The organism is Arthrobacter sp. Y3221159, from assembly GCF_059089885.1.
The window spans coordinates 176502-199702 of sequence record NZ_JBNHFC010000009.1; the positions used below are offsets into that span (position 1 = coordinate 176502).

Annotated in this window: 21 protein-coding genes and 1 pseudogene; 7 read left to right on the forward strand and 15 right to left on the reverse strand. The window is 61.0% G+C overall.

Annotated features, from left to right (window positions below; translation table 11 throughout):
• Window positions 1-341: 341 nt before the first annotated feature.
• From AC5RT3_RS11485 to AC5RT3_RS11505, 5 genes are all read right to left on the reverse strand, one after another.
• Window positions 342-2495: a tyrosine-type recombinase/integrase gene (locus tag AC5RT3_RS11485; protein ID WP_494124237.1), complete on the reverse strand. Its 2154-nt coding sequence runs from the start codon at window positions 2493-2495 to the stop codon at window positions 342-344.
• 158 nt (window positions 2496-2653) lie between these two features.
• Window positions 2654-3871, reverse strand: a complete 1218-nt coding sequence (locus AC5RT3_RS11490) for a tyrosine-type recombinase/integrase (RefSeq protein ID WP_494124238.1) — start codon at window positions 3869-3871, stop codon at window positions 2654-2656.
• A complete protein-coding gene (locus AC5RT3_RS11495; RefSeq protein ID WP_494124239.1) occupies window positions 3834-5213 on the reverse strand; it encodes a ParB/RepB/Spo0J family partition protein in 1380 nt (459 codons plus the stop codon). Before AC5RT3_RS11495 ends, AC5RT3_RS11490 begins: the two co-directional genes overlap by 38 nt.
• A 489-nt stretch (window positions 5214-5702) precedes the next feature.
• Entirely contained in the window at window positions 5703-5855 is a 153-nt protein-coding gene (locus tag AC5RT3_RS11500) for a hypothetical protein (protein ID WP_171059168.1), read from the reverse strand.
• A gap of 288 nt (window positions 5856-6143) precedes the next feature.
• Window positions 6144-6455, reverse strand: coding sequence for a thioredoxin family protein (locus AC5RT3_RS11505; RefSeq protein WP_494124240.1), 312 nt, complete (start codon window positions 6453-6455; stop codon window positions 6144-6146).
• A 277-nt stretch (window positions 6456-6732) separates the two neighbouring features.
• Here AC5RT3_RS11505 and AC5RT3_RS11510 point away from each other — a divergent pair, with 277 nt between their 5' ends.
• Window positions 6733-6975 (forward strand): hypothetical protein, encoded by a 243-nt coding sequence (locus AC5RT3_RS11510; protein WP_494124241.1) that lies wholly within the window; start codon window positions 6733-6735, stop codon window positions 6973-6975.
• A 29-nt stretch (window positions 6976-7004) separates the two neighbouring features.
• Here the strand turns inward: AC5RT3_RS11510 and AC5RT3_RS11515 are convergent, their stop codons facing one another.
• The 6 genes from AC5RT3_RS11515 to AC5RT3_RS11540 all read right to left on the reverse strand — a co-directional run bounded on the left by AC5RT3_RS11515 (window position 7005) and on the right by AC5RT3_RS11540 (window position 13751).
• Window positions 7005-8111: an IS110 family RNA-guided transposase gene (locus AC5RT3_RS11515; RefSeq protein WP_494124242.1), complete on the reverse strand. Its 1107-nt coding sequence runs from the start codon at window positions 8109-8111 to the stop codon at window positions 7005-7007.
• A gap of 483 nt (window positions 8112-8594) precedes the next feature.
• Complete coding sequence (locus AC5RT3_RS11520) at window positions 8595-9620, reverse strand: DUF4192 domain-containing protein (protein WP_494124243.1); 1026 nt, start codon at window positions 9618-9620, stop codon at window positions 8595-8597.
• A 564-nt stretch (window positions 9621-10184) separates the two neighbouring features.
• A complete protein-coding gene (gene dprA, locus AC5RT3_RS11525) occupies window positions 10185-11093 on the reverse strand; it encodes a DNA-processing protein DprA (protein ID WP_494124244.1) in 909 nt (302 codons plus the stop codon).
• 920 nt (window positions 11094-12013) lie between these two features.
• Window positions 12014-12301: a hypothetical protein gene (locus AC5RT3_RS11530; RefSeq protein ID WP_494124245.1), complete on the reverse strand. Its 288-nt coding sequence runs from the start codon at window positions 12299-12301 to the stop codon at window positions 12014-12016.
• 171 nt (window positions 12302-12472) lie between these two features.
• Window positions 12473-12883, reverse strand: a complete 411-nt coding sequence (locus tag AC5RT3_RS11535) for a RidA family protein (RefSeq protein ID WP_494124246.1) — start codon at window positions 12881-12883, stop codon at window positions 12473-12475.
• Window positions 12867-13751: a helix-turn-helix transcriptional regulator gene (locus AC5RT3_RS11540; RefSeq protein WP_494124247.1), complete on the reverse strand. Its 885-nt coding sequence runs from the start codon at window positions 13749-13751 to the stop codon at window positions 12867-12869. The genes AC5RT3_RS11535 and AC5RT3_RS11540 overlap by 17 nt, the downstream gene beginning before the upstream one ends.
• 138 nt (window positions 13752-13889) lie before the next feature.
• Here AC5RT3_RS11540 and AC5RT3_RS11545 point away from each other — a divergent pair, with 138 nt between their 5' ends.
• The 3 genes from AC5RT3_RS11545 (at window position 13890) to AC5RT3_RS11555 (ending at window position 17201) form a co-directional block, all read left to right on the forward strand.
• Window positions 13890-15362, forward strand: a complete 1473-nt coding sequence (locus tag AC5RT3_RS11545) for an MFS transporter (RefSeq protein ID WP_494124248.1) — start codon at window positions 13890-13892, stop codon at window positions 15360-15362.
• An 85-nt stretch (window positions 15363-15447) separates the two neighbouring features.
• Window positions 15448-16650 carry an MFS transporter gene (locus tag AC5RT3_RS11550; RefSeq protein ID WP_494124249.1) on the forward strand — a complete coding sequence of 401 codons (1203 nt, stop codon included), beginning with the start codon at window positions 15448-15450 and terminating at the stop codon, window positions 16648-16650.
• Window positions 16651-16661: 11 nt separating this feature from the next.
• A complete protein-coding gene (locus AC5RT3_RS11555; protein ID WP_494124250.1) occupies window positions 16662-17201 on the forward strand; it encodes a GNAT family N-acetyltransferase in 540 nt (179 codons plus the stop codon).
• A gap of 102 nt (window positions 17202-17303) precedes the next feature.
• On the opposite strand, the gene AC5RT3_RS11560 is transcribed toward AC5RT3_RS11555, so the two are convergent.
• Both AC5RT3_RS11560 and AC5RT3_RS11565 read right to left on the reverse strand, forming a co-directional pair.
• Window positions 17304-17903 carry a class I SAM-dependent methyltransferase gene (locus AC5RT3_RS11560; RefSeq protein ID WP_494124251.1) on the reverse strand — a complete coding sequence of 200 codons (600 nt, stop codon included), beginning with the start codon at window positions 17901-17903 and terminating at the stop codon, window positions 17304-17306.
• A 254-nt stretch (window positions 17904-18157) separates the two neighbouring features.
• Window positions 18158-18733 carry a recombinase family protein gene (locus AC5RT3_RS11565; protein ID WP_494124252.1) on the reverse strand — a complete coding sequence of 192 codons (576 nt, stop codon included), beginning with the start codon at window positions 18731-18733 and terminating at the stop codon, window positions 18158-18160.
• A gap of 218 nt (window positions 18734-18951) precedes the next feature.
• On the opposite strand from AC5RT3_RS11565, the gene AC5RT3_RS11570 reads away from it, so the two are divergent.
• The 3 genes and pseudogenes from AC5RT3_RS11570 to AC5RT3_RS11580 all read left to right on the forward strand — a co-directional run.
• On the forward strand, window positions 18952-19473 hold the full coding sequence (locus tag AC5RT3_RS11570) for a hypothetical protein (protein ID WP_494124253.1): 522 nt from the start codon (window positions 18952-18954) through the stop codon (window positions 19471-19473).
• 82 nt (window positions 19474-19555) lie between these two features.
• A complete protein-coding gene (locus AC5RT3_RS11575; protein ID WP_494124254.1) occupies window positions 19556-20170 on the forward strand; it encodes a hypothetical protein in 615 nt (204 codons plus the stop codon).
• Between the two features lie 213 nt (window positions 20171-20383).
• A pseudogene (locus AC5RT3_RS11580) lies at window positions 20384-20725 on the forward strand (GNAT family N-acetyltransferase); the annotation flags it as partial.
• 56 nt (window positions 20726-20781) lie between these two features.
• Here the strand turns inward: AC5RT3_RS11580 and AC5RT3_RS11585 are convergent.
• Together AC5RT3_RS11585 and AC5RT3_RS11590 are read right to left on the reverse strand one after the other, a co-directional pair.
• Window positions 20782-21186 (reverse strand): VOC family protein, encoded by a 405-nt coding sequence (locus AC5RT3_RS11585; protein ID WP_494124255.1) that lies wholly within the window; start codon window positions 21184-21186, stop codon window positions 20782-20784.
• Window positions 21187-22431: 1245 nt separating this feature from the next.
• Window positions 22432-22863 carry a hypothetical protein gene (locus tag AC5RT3_RS11590; protein WP_494124256.1) on the reverse strand — a complete coding sequence of 144 codons (432 nt, stop codon included), beginning with the start codon at window positions 22861-22863 and terminating at the stop codon, window positions 22432-22434.
• Window positions 22864-23201: the final 338 nt, after the last annotated feature.

Below are 23201 nucleotides of genomic sequence, written 5' to 3' on the forward strand. Positions count from 1 at the left end.
CCGGTACTCTCTTTTCATGGCAACTCAGAAGCCTGGACCCCAAAAACGGCCTCGGTCGCCGCAAGTAGGTGCAGATGAATCGTCTGCAGAGCTAGCTTTCTACGTCCCGCGATACGGGGCAGTCGTAGATCGTGAGGCACGGCGCCACGCTATCAGTGAGGGCCTGGACTTCGTAGCCAATCACGATGCTGACCTGCTGTTGCGCCTCGAAGATTCCTAGCCTGCAAAAATGAGCAGGCCTTAAACGCTCAACCCAAGTTGATTAGCCCACACCTCAGCATCAAACGGGTGAAACATCTCAGCGCCAAACCACTTCCCTATTGCGGTTAGTTGTCTCCAATTCAGGACGACGGGACGGCTGGCATTCCGAGCGATACCTGCCTGACCATCTGGCTTAGCTTTTCCTGGGCGGCTTTGAGACTGATTTCGATGCCTTCGAGCTCGCCAAGCCATCCGCGTTGCTCAGCTTCGATCCTTCGGCCCTCAAGGGCTTCAAGGATTTCTTCCAGACGGTGCCGTTGCGTTGGATCGGGCCGGAGCATGGGGCAGCGGATGCAGGCGTGTTCGTGGATGCACGGGGTTCCGTAGGCTCGTCCGCAGCTTCCGAGTTCGACCTTCCTCTTTTTGAAGTGTTCGTGGAACTCGCTTATCTCTGCCTCCGTGGGTTCGAGGTAGTCATCGGGTGGCCGCAGTGCCCGGCGCCTGTCGAGGAAGCTGCGGAAGTGACGGAGGGTTTCCTCGTCGTGGATGGCTGCGTACCCCTGGGTTGTGGAGATGTTCTGATGGCCCATGAGCTTGGCGAGAATGTGTATGGGCAGTCCTGCGGACAGGGCTGAGGTGGCGAACAGCCTTCGGAAATCGTGGGGTGTGAATTTGTAGTCGTCGCCGTTCTCGTCCTTGATGCCGGCCCTGCGGACGGCGTCCTTGATGGCGATCCTGACCCAGGCGGGTGACATGGTTCGGCGTTCGCTTCCGGTGTGTAACTGGAATAGGTGCGGAAGGGGCGGGCTGTAGACGCGCTCGGCTTCGTCGTAGCGGACTGCCAGGGGCACGCGTCCGTCGGCGGTGGCGATCCGCTTTTTGACGAGTGCGAAAACGTGGGCGAGTTCCGGGGAGATAAGGAGTATCCGTTCCCTGTCGGTTTTTGAGGGGACGATCTGGAGTAGGGGAAGCGCCTCCCCGGTTTCGGGCAGTCGGTAGATGGAGAACGCGTGAGTGGTGATCTCGACCAGTTCCTCGATCCGCACTCCCGTCTCGTTCAACGTGTTTATCAGTGCCCAGCTCCAGAAACAGTTGTCTTCGAGCTGCGATAGGTCGAAGCGGCGTTCATAGGGTCCGCCTACGACCCAGACTCGGCCTGAGCCGCGCGGTGCGTTGGTGGTTCTCTGCCTCATCTCGCAGCGCTGGTAGGTGATTCCCTGATGTTCGAATTTCTGCCCTTGGTCTGCCGCTGTTCCTGCGGCCAAGAGTGCTTGAGAATCTTTGAGTTCCTGGGCGGCGCTGGTCAGCAGCTTCGGCAGTAGCGGGTTCAGGTCCCGGATCCTTTGATGAATGCGGGCTTGGGTCCGGCGCTTGTGTTTGGTGGCTCCGGAGGTGTCTTCACGTGTCAGGAATGAAGGGGCAGCCCATTGGGCCCAGTAGGCGTCTTCGGTGCCCCATGATGCGATGTCCAGGTAGAGGCCCCTGACCATGAACAATGTGCGGTGCTTAGTCGAGATTGCCCCGTGGGTGAATCGGTTGAGCCAGGCTCGACCTTCCTCGAAACTGATGCGCAGACTGTTGGCTTCGGGGTTGTGGGCTTCGATATCGAGCCAGAAATTCTTGACCAGTTCGTAGACCATCCAGCGAAGGGTGGAGTAGTCCACCGATGGTTCTCTGATCTGGAGGTAGCGCACCAGCATATCCCTCACCGATTGGCTTCGGATCCCGTACGAGTCGACCATTTCTGGGACGGAAGGCCGCCTGCCGGCGACGGCCTGCAATAGTCCTGGCGTGGTGGAGTCGAAGATCCTGAGATCTTTGAGCATGGTCCAGACATAGGTAAGCCCGTCTGGTTTCTGGCCCCGCCCGATCTGGTAATCCCGGAATTCGAGCAGGTGTTCCGGACGTAGCTCCGGCAGGGGCACTCCCGTGTGCGCCAGCACCTTCGTCATGACAACGAGGCCATTTTCGAAGTTCGGCGGTCTTACCTTCAGCGCTATCCCATGTTCGGTCATCTGAGCGAAGAAGTCGGGATGCCTGTTCAAGCGGATGCGGTGGAGCCTTGGTGATCCTTCTCGAAGCCAGGTGTAGCTGGGGCGGATCACGTCCAAGGCTATGAGGTCTGCGATTCCATTCGCGGATTCGAATCTTGCCCGGTTCAAGCGGATCCCTTTCCAAGGGCTGCCCAGCCGGTCTTTCCAGTCATCTCCAAGGTCTTGGCAGCCGGCGTTTTGCCACCGCTGCTGCCAGGTCTGCCCCTCAAATTCACTCAACGCCTTCAGGATGACGCTCACGCCGCGGACCGTGACTGTGTCGGCGCCGGCTAGGCTCTCTGCGCGTTCAATCAGTTCGTCCTGGGCTGCCAGGGAAAGGCGTGGCGTGGAGTCTTGCAGGTCGCGTTGAGGCTCTGAGGTCGGCGCGGGAGCAGGCGGTGAAGGAACATAATCCCGAACTATTGCCACTCGTCACCTCCAAAAAGTTCCGTCATGTCTGCGGCCGAGTACGGCGATGGGTATGCAGGAGCAGTCTCGGGATTTCGCTTGGCTGCAGCTCGCAAGACGAAGTGTTGGTTCACCCGTTCGATGACTTCGTCCTCACGGAGCCTTAAGTATGCTTCGGTCGTGGTGATGTGAACGTGGCCGAGAACCGCCTGGATATCTGTGAGAGAGACGAGCGGATCTCGTGCCATGCGGATGGCGGCCGTGTGGCGGAAATCGTGGAGGGTCCAATTAGCACCCAGAGCAGTATTCACGCGGCGAATAATGCCTCTGGCTGCTTCATAGTTCAGCGGCCGATAGGGCTTTCGTAGAGTCCACCAGGCGGCGGCCCCTGGCCGGAGAAGATCGGCAGGAAGCGACTCCTGATAGAGCCGAAACCATCTGAAGGCCTCGTTGGACGCGGGGATCCGCTGGACGGCTCCGGAGCCCTTGCGCACGACGGAGATACATTGCTGCCCCACATCGACCATTCCGTTGGTTAACCCGACGAGCTCTGAGGGCCGGGCAGCGCTGGAGACATAAAAGGCGACCAAGGCTCTGTCCCTGTCCGTGCCGAGCTTGGTAAACAGGTCCTCGAAAGCCTTATCGGGGATGGAGCGGGGTGCCTGAACGGGAACCTTTTGACGGTAGTCAGCTCGAGGTCCTTGCCGGAATTCCTCCTCCGGGTTGTGGTGGGCTCCGAAACGACCGAAGTGGCCGGCACGCTCCGGCACTGGATTCCGCAATGGCCCGGTCAGCGCTCTCCGGTGGAAGTCGTAGAACGCGAAGAGCACTGAAAGATTGTGGTTGATGGTTCGTGGGGAGTACTGATCGCTCAGATACGGCTTGCCCGAAACTCCGTTGACTGCCGGCACCGGCCGTCGTGGGCGCGCAGGGTTTTTTGTCGATGCTCGAAGCATCGTCACGAATTCCCGCACGTCATCGCGGGTCACCCGGTTCCAGTCCTTGCCAGAACACCACAGAAAGCGGAACCATCTCAGGAGGTCTCTCGCATATGACTCCACACTCGACGAGCTCATCCCGCGGGCCCAAAAATCCTGCAGGTATTGCTGCACGCTCGGTATAGGCCGATCCTCGGGATCGGTGACTAGCCAGTATGGTGCCACCAAGATCGTCTGGACCCGGCCTTGAGAACTATCTTCGTTGAGAATGTCCTGACTCTGCGTACCCATACCCGTGACTCCATCGTCCGTTGGTCGTCCTAAAGCTAACGCGCTTAGTCCGGTCAACATATCCCCAGAGGACCAGCTGGTTCAGGTAGTCCCGATGGGTTTGGCTGGGTGAGCGCCACGAGTCTTTTTGGATGGTCTTTTCATACCCAGCGCAGATCAGCGCAATCAGTCCAAACTCCGGTCGTGCGGTCGTTTTGGCGACGTGGTCTCTGAGCGGGTTCCACGCCCACTGGCTGGATTCTTCAACCTTCGCCCCCACCATCTCTGCGGCCACCTTCCCTTCGTAGCCGCTGGCGGTTTCGGAGTGGTGGGTGATCGCGTGGAGGGTGAAGTACTGCCAGCCCTTGGGGGCCTGCTTCTTCGCCAGCAGATTCTTGACCCATTCACGCCTAACCACAGTTGCGGACTGCATCAGTTTGTTGTTCTCGATCAGGGTCTTCCGTTCGGCTTTCTGCTCGTCGGTCATGGGGCCTTTGGGGGCCGATGAGGTGCCGTAGCCGCTGTAGTAGCGGAGCGTAAAGCCCAGTTCTTTCCAGCCGGTGACGACGGCGACGGTGGAGTGCTCGCCGCGATAGTCCGTCTCGATGTAGACGGCGTTTCCGTCCTCGTCGGTGGCCGGTTCCCCGTCTGCCCTTTTCAGGGATGTGACGCGGAGGGTTTCGCTGTCCTCCCCGTACCCGCATTCGGGAACAACGATGGTTCCGGCTGCTTCCAGTTCTGCGGTGAGTGCGGCCAGCGCTGCGGCGCGGTCGCGCTTGTCGCGCAGCTGCTGGGTGACGTGCAGGAGCATGTCGGGTTCGTCCATGATGACCGATTCCAATTCGGCCGTCGCGTCTTCGTCGGACTCAAATTCCGCGAGAATCAGGGCTTCTTCGATGGTGTATCCCTTGCCCAGGGCGGCGGCTCCGGTCTCGGTGGCCTTGGCTTTGAGGGCGGACTCGACGGTGGTCTTGGTCCGTCCGGTCTTCTTGGCGATCGCGGCGGCCGAGACGCCGATCAGGGACAGCTGGTGGTAGGCGTCGGCTTCGTCGGCTTCGGTCAGTTCGGCGCGCTGGATGTTCTCCACGACCTGCGTGACGATGCGTTCGGCTTCTTCGGGGCTTTCGATGATCATTACCGGGATGGCGTCACGTCCGGCTTCGACGGCGGCGCGGGTGCGGCGCTGGCCCATCAGGACGTGCACGGTTCCGTCGTCCTTGCGGTGGGCGATCACGGGTTCCATCACGCCGTGTTCCTTGATGCTGGCGATGAAATCGGAGGTCAGGGCGGCGTCCTTGCGGACGTTGATATCGACGGTCAGGGTGGCCGGGTCGAGCATTTCGAGCGTGGGTGTTGCGGTCATGGTTTTTGTCCTTGCAGAGACGTGGGGGGTGTGGGGCGATCAGGTGACCGGCCAGCTTCCCTTTCCCTCGACGCTTCTATGTCTGTCAAGCGGCGGAAACGGGTGCGGGCGCGGACCAAGTTGTTCCGGCCAGCGACCCCTCTCCCCCGTTGTTTTGGCTGCTGGCGAAGCTTGCGGAGCTGTGGCCGACGGAGGCCTGTCTACCCGTAAGGGCAAGGGGCAGGAAATTCCCGGAGGAAATCAGCGACGAAGGAGCGCCGCAGGGAAATTCATGCACCGCAGGCCCCGACGAAGGAGGGGCTAGACGGGCCGGAGCGGGCACGTACAATCCGACAGGACAGCAGCCAAAACAGAAAAAACGCTTCTACAGCCCGAGCGAAGCGAGGCCCGTTTCAGCGGTTAAAAGGGCTGAGGCCGGCCCCTTGGGGCCGGCCTCAGTTTTCCCTCAGCAAAAGGAAATCAGTGCTGCAGCGTCATCGCCGCAGAAACTTACAGGTCCAGCGGGGATTTCTCCCAGGAGATATCAACGATGGGGGCGCCTGGCTGCGGCATGGTCAACATCGAGAGCTCGAGGATGTCCTGGGCATGGGTGGCATCGGCAGGCGCTGCGTCATCGTCCGTCAAGATGTACTCGTGGCTCATGTGCTGCCCCCAGGCTCTTAGTGGATCGTGTTCCTTTTCCACTGTAGCCCGGCGTCCGGCCGTTGCCCGCTTGTGGTGCTGCGCCCGCGGCAGCGTGATCAGCGGCCGGAGGAGATGTTCCTATAGTCAAGCCTGCGGTGTAGTCAGTCCGTGTCCGGGCGATCCCGCTTCAGCCGGAGGGCAACCCATAAGCCGCAACGCCGGCAAATGAATGTCGATCCTGTACCGAGGGCATGAAGCTTCTTGCGGGCCAGAGTCCTGCCGCAGCAGAAACACGTGCCGGTTGCGTCAGAGTCCACGATTCTTCAGGGCTTCGATGATTTGGTTGAGGGTTGGCAGGCCTGAAAGTCCAGTGGGAGTTGGATACACCCTGCACGCAAGATCGTCAGCCGTTGAACCGGTCGGGAAAATGTCGGCGCCGTCGACAGTAATGGTTGGGGAACCGGCGAATCCCGTGTCCTTGATTTCTGCGGCGGAGGTAAGTGGCCGCATATGCACGGGAAGGTCGCTGCATCCCAGGGCAGTCAGGGCTTCTTCCAGACGCTCCTGTGCTCTAACGGTGTTGGGGCACTCGTCAATGTGGAGCAGTTCTATCCTCATGAGTTCATTGTCCCCTGCCACCAGGGCACCCTTGGAACTCGTGCGAACGGACAACGACAGTTGCTTCTGCTTCTCACTTGAGCTGGCTGAACTGGCTGGAATGTCTCTGGGGCTGCGTCGGCGCCAACGTGATCGGCGGCCGGAGGAGATGTTCTTATAGTCAAGGTGGTGGGCCTTGAACAAGTTGATAGTGCTGGGATTGGGATGCGCTTTGACGATTGTTCGGATGCTGAAATGATCCTTGTGTACTTCACTAGGAGTGCACAAAGGGGGAGATTTGATGCTGAACTACTTTCGCGAGCGGCAAGAGGCCCTGAATGCTACTTCCGGTCGGCGCATCTACAACTATGCCTCTGGTGCAGTGGTTCTTGCAGTCATGGCTTTGGTGTTTGCGGGCATCGCACCTGTTTGGGTTTCATGGGCCACCCTCATCGCGTCCTGTGTCCTGGACCTCTTCCTTACCAGGAAATGGATCGGTCAAGATGCGCTAAGGAGCTATCGAAGCGAGCAAGCCCTGTAATGCTTCTCCCGCGTCAGCCTTTGAATCCACTAATCTCGAGGGCCCATATTTATAGGCTGTGTCAGCTGAGAGCGGTCGAGGTCTTGTAGGTCCTTTTTCAGCGCGTAGTAGAGCTCTCTTGCAACGTATCTCTTGAGGCTTCTGATGACGTCGCCCCTGGAATGTCCTTGTGCACGTTTGCGGTCGCGGTACGCCTGTGACTTTGGATCGAGTTTTAGCCTTCCTACTGTGACCAGGTAGATCGCTCTGTTTGCTTGGCGGTTCCCGCCCCGGTGCAGCCGCATGCGGTGCGATTTGCCCGAGGAAACCGGTACTGGCGCCACTCCGCAGAGTCGGGCAAAAGCTGCTTCGCTCGGGAACCTGCTGATATTTTCGCCTGCGGTGATCAGAATCTGGGCAGCGCATACCGGCCCGACTTGGGGCAATGCCATCAAAGTTGGCGTGATGGTGTTGAGAAGCCGGTTCAGATGCCTATCCGCATCATTGATTTGGGCCGTTAGGTCCTGGACGCGTCGCCCGAGTTCCCTAAGCGCATACTTGGCTGCCTGTTCCGGCTCGTCCAACCGTGCCAGATCGGGCCGGAGTGACCTTGCCTGTGTTGCTTTGGCTTGCAGTGTCTTGGCATCGAGGCGTTCTTTGAGCGATCCCGGGGCGGTGACCAGGATGTCGCGCAGTTGCACGAGTGCGGCGGTGCGGGATTTGATGGCTGAATCCCTGACAAGGTGCAGGTGACGGATCGCTTCTACTGCTCCTGAGGTGTCTTTCGCCGGTGACGAGCATTGCCCTGAGAGAACTTTCCGGGCTGCTTCCTCAGCATCAATCGCGTCATTCTTGCCTGACCTGCTTCTGGTTAGGGAATGTCCGCGGTTTACCTCGATGACGTCCACGCCGGAGGCCAGTAGGTGGCGCGTGAGGCCGGCCCCGTAGGACCCTGTGCATTCAACCCCGAACGCGCTGATGATTCCAAAGCCTGCGGCCCAGTCCAGCAGTTCCTGGTATCCCGCTAGGTCCGTGGAAAAGCGCCGATCCCCCAGGAGCTGGCCCATTGAGTCCAAGGCGGCGGCGTGATGAACCTGCGAGTGTGTGTCCACTCCGATTGTGACGGTCCTGACCGGCTGTGTCGTTGCGAGAGTCATGCGCGCTCATTCCTATCGATGGATTGATACGGCGAGTACGGTTGACCGGGCCGGGCGGACAAAGCACTGAGAAGCTAAGCTGCACGTTCCTATCAAGTCACAACTCCGTCCGGCCCGGTCGCCCTAGGTGAGTGGCAGGGAAGCTGAACCGACAGATCTCCACGTGTACAGCTCCGACCCAAGCGCCGAATCGTCAGCCAGCGGGCAAGTCAGGAACAACTCTCCTGCCACGGTCTCATTTTCATGAGCCGCCAGCTTTTTGAGGCTTCGACGCGCTCAAGCAGGTCCCGACGTAAGCAGGCAGGGCAGTCGAACCGACAGATCTCCTCCTGTACAGCTCCGACACCAAAGCCGGACCGTCAGCATGCGGGTAAGCCAGGATCAACTACCCTGCCACCATGTAATTGTCCTCAGTGCGCATGCGGGGGAGGCCGCCGACGCACCCAAGGGGCCGAACCGTTTCCCGGTCCGGCCCCGTTGCTTTTAGCGGTGCCGCTTATAGGCGGTTGCCTGGTTCTTTGCTACCGGGGCGATGGTTCCCCGGCTCACCAGCTGGTCCATCAGTTCCGCGAGCCTGTAGCCCGGTGTATCAGCCAGAGCAAGCCTGAAGTGGTCCGCAGCTACCGACGACTGACCTTTGAGGTACGCCAGCCATCCGATCAAAGTCAGCAGGGGCGCCCGGTAGCCTTCCGGCGCGGCGTCAATGAGGTCCCGGGCGGTTTCCTGTGCCCGGTCCACGCGGTCCCAGTCCGGGGCGATACCCTCCCCCATGAGCAGATTCCCGCTGTCCTCCGCGTCCGGCAGTTCCGGATCGATCACGTTGCAGAACAACGTATCGCGCAGGTCCGGGCGCTGGAAGCATGCCAGCAGCTCCACCGCTGTCTGCGGATCCGTCCAGCCGTCCCGGGTCAGGGCCTCAGCCCACAGTTCCCGGCCCGGACGCAGCTCCGCGCCGAGCACTCCCGGGAGCGCGTGCCGGATCTGCTCCTCCCTGTCTGCCGGACCTGCGAACGGCGCGTAGCTGGTGCCGGGCGTCTTTTGGTAGCTGCTGCCACGGAACACCAATTCCGCGTTCAGCTGCCCGTCCGTGATGGATTCCAGCGACTCGGGCGGGCAGCAGCCGGCATCGCTGTCGCACAGCAGGTTTTGCCAGTGCGACGGGGTGACCAGCCACGCGTCCTGCAGTGGGGTACCGGCACCGTCCAGCGCTTCAATGACGGCCTCGACGTGGTCGTGGAAGGGGCGGGGCTGTCCGAGGGCGGGGCTGTTGGCCGTGTAGATGGCCAGCAGCACCGCCGTGGCCTGAGTGTCCAGTGCGAGGTAGTCAACCATGGAGCGGGCGAACCCGGCGGGTTCGGCGAACGTGGGGGCGTCGACGCGGAGTGTCGCGCCCAGCGTCTTGCCCCGCATGGTCAGGAACACAAAGGATTCACGCGGTACGAACCCGAGGGAGTGCGGGATGAAACCGAGGATGTCGGCGGGGCCGGAGATGCGGATTGCGTCGTTCATGTTCAAAGTCCTTTGCTGAGGAGTAGGCGGGTGGGGCGGCTTTGGTGACCGGCCAGCGTCCCCTCTCCCCCCTTGTTTTGGCTGCTGGCGAAGCTTGCGGAGCTGTGGCCGACGGAGGCCTGTCTACCCGTGAGGGCAAAGGGCGGGAAATTCCCGGAGGAAATCAGCGACGAAGGAGCGCCGCAGGGACATTTCCTGCGCCGCAGGCCCCGACGAAGGAGGGGCTAGACGGGCCGGAGCGGACACGTACAATCCGTCAGGACAGCAGCCAAAACGTCGTAGAGAGAACAGGGCCAGGGGCGGCGGAGCCCTGCGGAGCCGGCACTGGACCCACAGCCGGCCGCGCCAGCGGACGCCCTTTTCCTGGTGAGCCCTGCGAACCCTCCATCAGCACCCCGGGGTCTTCTTTCGGCGTCCCTTGGCATCGGCGGGCCGCGCGCCCCCGGTCGCCGGCGCTGAGTGTGCGAACGGCGGTCCGCCGCAGCCGACCCACCGCGCAAGTTGGCCACGACGGCGGACCGCCACCGGTGACCGCCCCCGCAAAGGGACGGCCACCTGACGGGACTAGCCTGCGAGGAGTTCGGCCAGTTCGGCCGCCTCGGACACCAGCACCGCCGCGCCTTCCTTCAGGAGCCGGTGGCATCCCGCGGAGTTGGCGCTGTGCACGCTCCCGGGGACGGCCGCGACATGCCGGGCAATGGTTTCGGCGTGGTGCGCGGTGTTCAGCGCCCCTGAGCGCCAGCGGGCTTCCACGACACAGGTCACCCCTGCGAGGGCGGCGATGATGCGGTTTCTCTGCAGGAACCTATACCGGGTCGGGGCGGAACCGGGCGGGAGCTCTGAGAGGGTCAGGCCGTTGCCGCGGATCGCGGCCGCGAGGTCAGCGTTACCGGACGGGTAGTCCCGGTCAAGGCCTCCGGCCAGTACCGCAAGGGTCGCCGGTCCTTCTCCCTGGCTTCCGGCCAACGCGGCCCGGTGCGCGTGCGCATCGATGCCGTAGGCCAGCCCTGAGATCACGCAGATTCCACGTTGGGCCAACCCGTATGCCATATCCCCTGTAACGGAGGCGCCGTAGCTGGTCGAGTCCCGGGAACCGGTAAGGGCCACACAGTTCGAAGGTGCTGGGATGCCGTTGCCGATGTTGCCCCGATACCAAAGCCCGTACGGGGCGTCGGGCAGATCGTCCAAGCCTTCAGGCCAGTGTTCATCCCCCGGAATGAGGAACCCGCCACCCAGGCGTTCGATGGTAGCCAGGTCCTTCTCCGCGTGGACCTCCGGAACCCGTGGAGCCCACCGCTTCAACGCCTCTGACAGTTCTTCGACCGTGGCCTCCGGAATGGCGTGTACGGGCTGCGCACCGATGGCAAACCTCAACGCGGCGTACGCGCCGAGCCTGCCCACCAGGGCCCGACCAACACGGTCGCCGGGTTCGAAGAGTCGGGTCAGGGCTGCGCGTGCAATGCGATCATTCATGGTTTCTCTCGTCCTTTGCTGAGGATCCGGTGGGTGGGGCGGCTTTGGTGACCGGCCAGCTTCCCCTCTCCCCCGGTTGTTTTTGCCTGCTGGCGGAGCAGCGCGTAGCTGTGCCCGACGGAGCCGGGGCAACCCGAAGGGCAAGCAGCGGATGGATTGTGGGAGGAAATAAGCGAAGCGCCGACACAAGCCATCGGCTGCGCAGCCGTCCGCAGGACGGTTGAGCCGGTGGAGCGGGCACGTACGATCCGGAGGACAGCAGCAATAAACAGAAAAAGCTTCTACAGCCCGAGCGAAGCGAGGTCCGTGCAGTAAAGCTGGGCGCTGGCTAAGCGAGGCCGGAAACCGGAGTCTTCCGGCAGCGCTGGGTTTAAAAAGCCGCTGTGACGTGGGTTGGCAGGTCCTCTACTCAAATGATCCGGGAAGGGTTCTTCACGACGACGACGTCCAGATTGTTGTCGCGTCTGAGCAGGACCATCGCGCACAAGTTGTGGCAGGGAGCGCGAAAGGCTGGAACCGCACACTGATTCCTCAATCGGAACCCTCAACAGGACAGCTCGCAGTCCAATGGTCCACAACACGGTCCTAACAGACCCCTCGAATTCAGGGTTATGCGGGGATAGCCCTGCAACTTTGCCAATAAAACCGAGGACGACAACAGTGACCGCGAGAACGATCAGCCAGCCGAAGATGGACCATATCAAGCTCGATTTCAGCCCTGCCCCCAATGCTTCTGTTGTTGCGACGCCCGTCGCCGGATTTGGGACCAGTAGGTCCTACTCTTAGCCGCCCGGTGAGACACCTTCACTGGATATTCTTGGGCAATTATTAGCACGCCACTCGTGCTGTGATTTGGTCGCAGGCTGCGGCTAAAGCGGTCGAGCCGGATCTGAATCGAGGTTGTTCCTCGCTTTGTAGGACTACGGTAAGTCGTCTGAGATCAGGATGTTTGCATGGATCTTCGTCCAACCGGATGCTTCCAGTTCCTCTGTGTCGTACTCATCCGAAACGAGAATGGACGATTCCTGGTCTGGTCCGCCTGTTTTCACGAGCACGCCCTTTTCCGCCCCACCTCCTGTGCATCCGGCGTGCCACCCGGTGGGGCTGTTCACCGGATAAGTAGCCAAGCACGCTGTCAGCTTTTCGGTGTCCTGTCCAAGGAAGTATTTCTTCCCGCCCGCTTCAGCAACAAGGAGTACCTTGTCCAATTCCGTTTCCCCGAAGTTGACGCTTGCTGGAAGCTCATCGGACGCAGTGGCGGGACGTTCCAGTGCCTTGAAGCCCGATGTGTCTGAACAACTGGTTATGAGTAATCCCGACGTGAGCAGGACAGCCAGGAAGGAAAACCTACGATATCTGATTGTGCTACCCCTTCAGGCCTAAGGTGTTGCTGGAATGTGAACCATTGCCTCGATCTGCACGTTCGCGCCCAAGGGAAGGCCAGCCGCTTGGATGGTGGTCCTTGCCGGAAACGGCGGGGTCAGTCGCTGAGCATAGACGGTGTTGATGGCCTCGAAATCCTGGTAATCAGTGAGGTAGACCGTCGTGCGAATAATGTGGCTCATCCCCAACCCCAATTCATTGAGTAGCGTCTCCAGATTGGTCAGCATTGCTTCGCATTGTGCCGCGACATCACCGGAGACCAGAGCGCCGCTTAAAGGGTCCTGGCCAATAAGCCCGGCGGTGTATCCGGTACTGCCCTGCTGGACGAAGTGCGAGAACGGGGCGGTGGACTGGTGAAGTTGTGGGCTGAAGTGGTAACTGATTGCTGCCTCAGACTGCCTGATCAAAATCCGCTCCTTCCCGTGCGATGGTCAGGGGTGCCCGCTGCAGGCGGGTCAGGGCTGTGGCTGTTTCGGTGCCTGGTTCTGCTGTGTAGGTGAGGACGCGGTGGCCGGAGTCGTCCGGCATGGTAAGGACCTCGAACCCCAGCTCCAGATGGCCGAGCTGGGGGTGGTTGAGTGTTTTGTGCCCTGACATGCAGTTCTCGACTGGGTGTTCTGCCCACATGGTGGCAAACTCTGGGCTTTTAAGGGTCAGTTCACCGACAAGGGCAGCCAGCTCTGTATCGTCTGCGAACCGGCCCGAGAGCAGGCGCAAAGAGGCTACAGCACGTCCGGCTTCGGTGCGCCACTGCGGATACAGGTCGCGTGTGGCCCCGTCCAGGAAGAGCATCCGCGTCATGTTTGGGCGTTCCGCCGGCGTGTCCGTGGAATCGAAGTCCAAGTGGGAAGCGACCAGCCGGTGCCCAACCTGGTTCCAAGCGAGGACTTCAGTGCGCTTACCCAGTACCACCGATGGGACACTGCCCATGGAGTCAACCAGGCGTTTTGTTCCGGGCCGGACGTGGTCGGGTCGGGTGCGGGAGGTTTTGTGGTTGCGGCGTCTGATGCCGGACAGGTCCGTGAGGTGTTTACGTTCGACCTCGGTCAGGGCCAGGGCGCGGGCCAGGGCGTCGATGACGGCATCGGAGGCGTTGACGTGCTGGCCCTGTTCGAGCCTGGCGTAGTACGTCACGCTCATGCCGGCGAGCATGGCCACTTCTTCACGGCGCAGCCCGGGCACCCGGCGGGTGCCGTAGTCCATCAGTCCAACGTCGGCCGGAGTCAGCGCGGCCCGGCGTGTGCGCAAGAAGTCGCCCATCCCTGATTCATTCACATCCCCGAGTATTCACGAAGTTTCCGGAACCCGGGTAGCACTGCCAGTGCTACCCACAACACGGCGTAGCTGTTCCGGGCCACCGTCGGCAGGGTGGAGAGGAAAACCCGCACGCACGATGATTGGACACCTTCCGCGATGACAGCGAACGACACCACGCCCCTCCCCCAACTCACCGCACCATCGGAACCGCCAATCCAAGAGAGTCCCGTCCGGATGTCGGGGCGGCAGCGGCTGGTCATGGTCCTGCTGCTGACCGCGAGTTTCACCCTCGCCGTGGACTTCTCCATCCTGAACGTGGCGCTCCCGCGGATCGGTGCGGACGTCGGGTTCTCCCTGGAGCACCTGCAATGGATCGCCACGTCCTTCGCGCTGTGCGCTGCCGGGTTCACGCTGTTCTTTGGCCGGGTCGCTGACCTGTTCGGCCGTAAACGGCTCTTCATCGCCGGCATGGCGCTGCTCGGCATCGGCTCCCTTGTCGGCGGGCTCGCCACCGACCCCGGCCTGCTGCTCGCAGCCCGCGTCGCCCAAGGCCTCGCCACCGCCGCTGTCACCCCGGCTGCGCTGTCGCTGCTGACCACGTCCTTCCCCGAAGGCCCGCTGCGGGACAAGGCATTGGGCCTGAACGGGTCACTGATGGCTGCCGGGTTCACCGCCGGCGCGATCCTCGGCGGGCTCCTGACGGATTTGCTCTCGTGGCGGTGGGCGTTTTTCATCAACGTCCCCATTGCTGTCTTCGTCCTGGTGTTTGCACCCAAGCTCCTGACCGAGTCAGCCCGCGGCAACAAAACTAAGCTCGACGTGCCCGGCGCGGTCACCGTCACCCTGGCGCTGCTGCTGCTCGTCTTCGGCCTGACCACCGCAGGCGAAAAAGGCTGGGCTGACGCACTGGCCTGGGGACCCCTCGCGGCGGGTCTGTTCCTGTTCGTCGTGTTCTTTTTCATCGAAAAGAACACGACACACGCGCTGGTGCCTGTGACCATCCTGCGGCGGAACAACATCGCCTGGGGCAACATCGCAGGCATCCTGGCGTTCGCGACTGAAACGTCCCTGGTGTTCGTCCTGACCCTCTACCTCCAGCAGGTCCTCAGTTACACCCCGCTCGGGGCCGGGCTGGCCTTCGCGGTCCTGGGCATCGGCACAGTCGTCGGCGGGATCATCGCCCCGAAACTGATCGGCAGACTCGGCAACAAGAACACCATCGTCACCGGCCTAACCATCCAGGCCGCCGCCACCGGGTCCCTGCTCTTCATCAACACTGATCAGATGTCGCTGGTGATCGTGCTGATCGCCACGTTCGTTGGCGGCGTCGCGAACCTCGCCGCGATCGTCGGGTTCATGGTCACCGCCACCACCGGGCTCCCTGACACTGAGCAGGGCCTTGCCACGGGGCTGACTACCATGAGCCAGCAGATCGGCATCACGATGGGCATTCCCGTCATGAGCACCATCATCGCCGCGTCCCTGCTCCAGCACAGCACTAGCGACGCCGCCCCGGGACAGGTGTTGGGGGCAGTGCTGCCGGCGATTGGCATCAATGCTGCGCTTTGTTTGGCAGCGGCTCTTCTGGTTGCCCTGTTCCTCCGGAAGCCCGCACCCGTCACGGCCTAAACCTTCACTTCGGTGCCTGGCTGGCTGAGGCTACCTGCCTTCACCGGCCGGGCGCCTTCTAATACCTGGCAGAAAGAAGCGACACATGCCCCTTGGTTTGATAGCCCTCGCGGCCGGCGGATTCGGGATCGGGCTCACCGAATTCGTCATCCTCGGGCTCCTTCCCGAAGTCGCCACCGACTTCAATGTCAGCATCCCGGTCGCGGGCTACCTCGTGTCCGTCTACGCGCTCAGCGTCGCCTTCGGCGGAATCTTCGTCACAGCCGTCGCCGCAGGACGGAACCCCAAAAACACCCTCGCCTGGCTGATGGTCCTGTTCATCGCCGGAAATCTCATCTCGGCACTCTCCCCCGACTACACCGTGATGCTCATCGGCCGGATCGTGGCCGCACTGTGTCACGGGGCGTTCTTCGGCGTCGGAGCCGTACTTGCAGCCAACCTCGTGGAACCGCACCGGAAGGCCGCCGCTGTCTCCATCATGTTCGCCGGGCTCACCACAGCGAACGTCCTGGGCGTCCCATTCGGGACCTTCCTCGGGCAGAACTTCGGCTGGCGGTCCACGTTCTGGGCCATCACCGGCATCGGTATCATCGCCCTGGCCGGGATACTCGCGTTCATCAAAACCCAGCCCGCCAACCAACCGGCCAATCTCCGGCTGGAACTCAAGGCCTTCACCAACGTCCAGGTGTGGCTGTCCATCCTGGTCACCGTCTTCGGCTTCGGCGCCATGTTCGGCGCATTCACCTACATCGCCCCGATGCTCACCCAGGTCGCCGGCTTCCAGGAAACAGCCGTGCCGTGGATGCTTGTCCTCTTCGGCGTTGGTCTGTTCGCCGGCAACATCTTCGGCGGGAAAGCAGCGGACAGGAACCCGGACAAAAGCCTCCTCGTTCTCCTGTGCGCCCTGGCTGTCATCCTGTTCAGCTTCACTGTGGCCCTGGAAACCCAGTGGACGGCAGCCATCGCTTTGTTCCTGCTCGGAGTCTTCGGGTTCGCAGCCGTCCCCGGAATGCAGATCCGCGTCCTGCACTTCGCGCAGGAAGCACCCACCCTCGCCTCGGGAGTGAACATCTCCGCGTTCAACATCGGCAACGCCCTCGGCGCACACCTGGGCGGAATCACCATCACCGCCGGGCTTGGCTACGCCTCCCCGACCTGGGTGGGAGGCTGCCTGGCCATCACTGCAATTATCCTCATGGTGTTCTCCGCGCAGCACCTCGAACAGCGGGACACCCGGCACGGGAACCGGAGGAAACCGGCCCTTCCAGAGCAGACCATCTCAAAGTGAAGCATCTACATATGCAGCTCTATACCGAACGACTCTTGCTTCGCGAATACACGTTGGACGACTTCGATGCGGTCCATGCCTTCGCCTCGGACCAACGAGTTGCAGAATTCGTTGAGTGGGGCCCGAACAACGCAGCGGACACCAAGAAATTCCTCAAGGCATGTTTATCTGCTCAAGGCGAGCCGCAGCGGACGAATTTCACTCTCGCAATCACTGTCTCAAAAGGCGACCCAATCGGTTCAGTCAGTCTTTCCCTCGTCAGCGGCAAAGCTGAGATAGGCTACGTGGTCGCCGCAGGCTGCTGGGGACGTGGCTACGCCACAGAAGCGTCAAAAGCCATGCTGATGTTTGGTATGAAAGATCTCGGGTTGCCGGAAATCACTGCAACCTGCAGGCCTGAAAACGTTGCCTCCGCCCGCGTCTTGGAGAAGATCGGTATGTCCCGGATCGGATTGCGGAAGGCAGATAAGCTCATTCGCGGGCAGTGGCGGGATTCTCTCGTCTTCTCTGCCTTCAACGAATTGATGCCCTGGTCATCGGGCACTCCATAACCCCTTGTTTAGAAACATGCCACGGGCCAGACCATCGGGTCTGTCCCGTCATGGAGGCACCCATTGAGACAAAGCCGCAGTTGTCCCATTAGCCGGTGTCCTTTACCGGACGACGGCGGTAATAGCGGCATGGGCTCGCTTCCCGGGGTCTTCGCGCGTCTCCACTTCGAGCACCTCGAAACCTGCTTCGCTGAGCAGGTGCCCCATCTGCTCGATGGACGAGTAGTACGCCGTTGTAACAGCGTGCGAGAAAGGTTCGCCCGGAAAACCATCGAAAAACCCGACGAGTAGTTGCCCGCTCTGGGCAAGAGCACGAGCGATCTCCTTGAACACGAAGGACAACTCATCTGGTGGCACATGAATGAGGGAGTACCAGGCCAGCACACCATCCACTGATCCATCTCGTACGTCTAGATTGCGGAAGGAGGCAACGCGAAAAGGCACATCGGGAAAGCGTACGCGGGCGCTTTCAATGAATTCGGGAACGAGGTCGATCCCATGCACTGTGACGCCCCGTTGGTACAGAAAGTCCGTCCAATGGCCGGGCCCACACCCAGCATCAATCACGCAGCCGTCGATACTTGATGCCCAACGCCCGATGCGTTGCCGATCCAGCTCGTGCAGGTCATCAACGGAACCAAGAATGCGCGTGTACTCGGCGGCAAGTGCCCCATATGCAGCTCGGACAGATTCACTTCCCATGCTGACGAGCGTAGCGCCCGCATATGTCCTACTCAGGTTTCCCTCACCGCGACAAACCGCCTTTGACGTGCGGTTTTGCAGGGGACTTTTTCAAGGTCGCATATACGCCGCCGTTGACGTTGCTCTTACTGGAGGAATCATGGACGACCGTTCATGAGACAGCAGCGATCGATCCTTCCAGTGTGAATCGCAGCGCTAAATGGCGTTCTTTTTGCACCGCTAAGTGGCACTCTTAGCGGGGGCCGCAGCTGTCTTCAGATGGTTCGCCTTTGAAGCTCGCGGTACACAGTCGTCCGTGACACCCCGAACAGTTCGGCCAGTTCGGCCTGCGTGTGCTCGCCGGCGTCATGCAGTGTCAGGAGGTGCTTCCGCTGCGTCTTGGACAATTTTGGTTGCTTGCCTTTCAGGCGCCCCTTGGCTTTTGCCACCGCCATGCCCTCGCGGGTGCGCATCCTGATCAGATCCGCCTCAAACTCGGCCACCATGCCCAAGACGTTGAACAGCAGCCGGCCTACCGGATCAGTTGGATCGTGGGTGCTGCCGCCGAGACTGAGGACTACCCCTTTGGCCGTCAGCTCGTCGGCTATATCCCGGGCATCGGAAAGGGAACGCGCCAAACGGTCCAGCTTGGTCACCACCAGCGTATCGCCGGCTCGGCATGCCGCCATCGCTTCACGCAGTCCAGGGCGCACCCGGTTAGCTCCCGTCAGTCCGTGATCGACGAAGATCTGCTTCTCTTCAACACCAAGGGCAAGGAGAGCGTTTCGTTGGGCGGTCAGGTCCTGGTCATTCGTCGAGACGCGGGCATAACCGATCTTCATTCCAGTCATGAGGAACAGGGTTGCAGTAATCCCCCCAACACCGTGCACTTGATCGTGCGGGTCTTACGTACATGGCCTGGGCCAGTAACTGCACGGGATGTGCCGGCGCGTTTCCTGGGCACGGTGATCGACCGCTTATCGGGCAACGGTGCTTCATTGAGCGCTACGATCTTGCCCGCCGTAGAGTGGGCACCAGGCTGTAGCTGACACTCACCTGAAGGAGACGCATGCCAGACAGATCTCGAGTTGAACGACTCGAAGTTTGCGTCGGTGGACGTTCCCGACGCCAGTTGTTTAGTGACCTAAGCTCGCGTGGGGTTCTTGTTAATGGCTACGCGGAAACCCTGCTCCAGGACGTTGTCCTCGACGACCAGGCCCGCCGTTCGGTGGTGGTCACGGAGCGTACGGTCGCCGAACTAGGGCTTCCCGCAGGGGCGACACTTACCCAGGTCTTCCAGGCGGCGAAGCAGCAGGGCTTATCGCTGTGTCCACTCGATACTGGGCCCTATTTGCGTATGGCGCTGAACGAGCAGGTGGCGTCTCGTGACTCAGTAATGTCGTCCGGGCGGGCACCCGATGGCGGACTCACAGTGGCGGCCGAAGCGCCTAGCAAGGACGACGCGTATCCGAAGGGCTTCTATCTTCGCGTCGTCGACGGCCAATCGTGGCTACGTGGCTATCGATGCGACGACCAGCACACGTGGTCCCCGGACGACCGATTCATCTTCCAACTTCTGCCGTCCGATTGAATGCAGCAGCCGCGGTGCCGGCAGGGCGCATCCGAGGGGCCCGAGCTCATAGGGACAGGACCCCGCGATGTAGCATCATCGGGTGATTGTGGCGGTTGAAGGTCCCAGTGCGGCCGGAAAAACGACGTGGTGTAGGACGGCTGCGGTCGAGTTCGTGCCTGAATACGCTCCGACAGGCACCGAGCCGGACGGAAATGATGCTGCGGGGCAGGCGCGCTACTGGACTGACGTCAACATGGCGCGTTGGGTACAAGCGCTGGATCTTGAAGACCGCGTGCGAGTGGCGATCTGCGACTCCGATCCAATGAAACTGCACTACTCGTGGTGCTTGGCACGGGTCGGTGCCGCCCCGGCTTCAAGGTTTGCTTACGAGCTGGCATGCGTACGCGAGGCAATGAGCAACAAACAGCTCGGATTTGCAGACGTCGTGCTGGTGACAGTGCCCGATGAGGAAACCTTGCGGCTCCAGAAGGTTCGCGATCCAACCCGGGTTCGGCGCTCATTCGAGCTCCATGCGAAGCTGCGGGAGCCCCTCATTGAGTGGTACCAGTGCCTTGATGGGCTGAGACCGGGTCAAGTTGCCTGGGAGCTACCTCAAGACGGTGTCCGATCGATCAGCGGACGCGCGCCCGGCCGTGACCGGTACGACGTGGGGGTTCTCGATTCGCTTTTAGGCGATCTACCCGAACTCAAGTGAGATGTCTGCGTGACCGACCGGCTTCGGGCATAACCACTCGAAATAGAATCATTGGATGCCAACGCCACAACCGACTCATCGATTGCAGTTCCGTGAGATGACCGAGGCCGACCTCGATAAGATGACCGCGTTGCTCGGAGACCCCGAGGTGATGCGTTTTGCCCTGCAGCCAAGTCCCGGGAGGAAGCAGCAAGCTGGGTTCATTGGAATCAGGAGAACTACGCGGAGTACGGGTACGGCCTATGGATCGTCGAGACGCATGACGGAGAGTTTGTAGGCGACTGTGGCCTGACCTGGCAGCTGGTGAACGGGTTGCAGAAGCTTGAGGTCGGGTACCACGTGCGCTCCGACCTGCACGGTCAGGGGTTCGCGACAGAAGCAGCCACTGCTTGTCGTGAGTACGCCCGAGAACACGTTGACGTCACCGAACTTGTAGCGATCATTCATCCTGATAACCGGGCCTCTGAGCGGGTAGCTGAGAAAATCGGAATGCACCGGGTCGCTGATGACCTAGGCGGAAACATCGTCCGGACTGTCTTCAGCGTGCGACTGTAGACAGGTCCAGGCGTGCCCGGTGAAGGATCTTTTGCCGGACGCAGGGCCACATCCGCCTAGGTGGTTGCCACAAGCTCTAGCTCGAATCCATCAGAATTTACGAGATAGGCAGCGTAGTGCTCGGGCCCGCCAGCGTGTGGGTACTTGTCCTGGAATAACTGCACCCACCCGTGACGGCGGCTCTCTTCGACAAACACATCGAGGTCTCCTTTACTGCCGGCATGGAACGCAAGGTGGTTGAGCCCTGGCAGCGTGCGCTCGTGTTCCGAGCCGCTCATAGCTGGTGATTGCTCAGCAACGATATAGGTCAAACCGAGCCGCCAGCTGATCCCTGTGGCCCAGCTCTGGTAGATCGAGTACCCCAGGCCCGCTAAGACCCAGCCCCATTCCTGCTTGGCCCGACCAAGGTCAGGGACCCAGAGTTCGAGATGGTGCAAGGTCCCTTTGGAATCGTTGTTCACGAGGGTGAGTCTTCCATACGCCAAGCCATCGCCACCCGATTCTCGGCAGCGGCCGCAGCGCCCGTTAAAGGATCCGCCATCGGGCGGTTGTGGACATTTTCTGCAACCGACTTCGGAAACTGACAAGAGCGCCTGGGAGAGCCCCTGACGCCATTTAGTATGCGGGTATGAAACCCCGCGTAATTCTCGTTGCTGCACTTCTGCTGATGGTCGTAGTGGTAGCCATAATTGTCGCTTGGGCAAGTTTCGGTGACCGCCCAGGTCCGATGACCTCGGCGTGGGTTTACAGCTCGGGAAAATAAGGGGCTTGTTTGGCTAGGGGTTGACCTATCAGGACGCAATAGCGGCAATCATAGAGACAGACATGCTGGCAATTGACGTCAGGGGGACTTCATCCGGAAATCGAAATTGACCCCGTTTCTCGTGGTGCTGCTGGCCGCATGTGCGCCGGCCGCTCCGGCAGACTACCCGCGGGCCGCCTCTGCCGATGACCGCTGGGGTGTCGGTGTCAGCTTCCCTGTCTATGAATCCTTGGACCACTGCGAGGATGACCCGAGTGTCGAGAAGTCCGTCATAACCGCCGACATGCCTACTTCCCGCCTTGGTATACGCCTGGATGCAGGATCGGCAGAGGTCGACGCCGTGCGAGTCGCAAATTGCGTTGATCAAGCCCTAAGTAGCGGGAAGGTCACGATACTTTCCCCAGAAGAAGTGAATCAGGGTCCACCATTGCCATCAACTCCGTCTTTCCCTGAAGCCGATGATGGGGCCGGCGCAACCGAGCGCAGTGATTGCCGAGAGTCGTTCCCCTGGCCAAGTTCTTCAACACAACTGCCTGCGCTTCCGACTACTTCTGCAACTGCCGCCAGCTGCGGGCCCGAACCCGCCCCACTGACCGAAGAACAAATGCGCAGGGCCACACCCGCCCCGATGCCCCTTCAACCTCAGCCCAACGTGGAAGGGGATTCAGCGGACTCTCAGGCCCAGAACTCTAATGGAGAGCAGCGCGAATGGACCTCCGAAAGAATGAGGAGCGCTTCGCCAGCACCAATGCCCAGCACTCCCTAACCACGGATCGAACAAACTGGCTATCAATTTGCCGGCCGCCGACCACACTCCCATCTAGAACACCAATCAGGCTTGCATGTCGTCCGTTGAGGGATCCTCAACCGGGCGCCGCTTCACTGCAGTCCAGCTCTCTTGTATGTCTAAGCCTTCGAGGCATGGAGGTCATTATCGGTGCGGTCAGGGTGTGGCGATCACAATGTTCTTGTGGATGGGATTCCACCCGTCTCCGATGAGCTTGTTGACGTCGAAAGCGTCGGACACGAGGACAGTCTCGGCGACTCCTGTGCCGCTTATATGAACGATCTCCCGGTCATCCCTCAGGTCTGAACAACCGGCAATCCAGGAGGCGTTGCTGTCCTCTGGTAATGCAGCGACGCAAGCCTGTCTGCCGTCAGCGCTCTTGGCCCCGAAGTACCTGATTTCGTTGTGCTCGACCAAGAACCTCACGCTGCTGGCGGGGATGTCATCCTCCGGCCAAATGGTGACTCCAGCAGGAAGCTGGTCCTGTTCCTTGGCTGCGTTGTCCAGCGCGTTGATGTTCGGTGCTGAGGTGCATCCGCTCAGCAGGAGTGCCGCGGCGAGTGTCACGGCAAAGAATAGGAGTTTCATAGCGCTGCCCCCTCAGGCTTTGTGTCCAGCGAGCATACAGGCAGGCGTAGGACTCCCGCTCTGCAATCGCCGCGGCACTGTCGCATGAGCCCGTGCGCGCTGGCGGCTCGAAACCCTATGTCTGGACTCACTTTTGGTTAGGCAATACATGCGATGGGACAGGGGATCGACTGTCCGGTGGAGGATCCCTATTCGTGCATGATGGCCGACCCGTTAGCGGAAGGAAAGGGGTCAGCCGGATTGAACTGCTCCCCGGGAGTTGGACTGAGAAATTCAGTTCCGACTCCCGGGGAGCAGTTTTATGCGTGCGTCTAGTTCGTTGTCTGAGGATCAGCGCG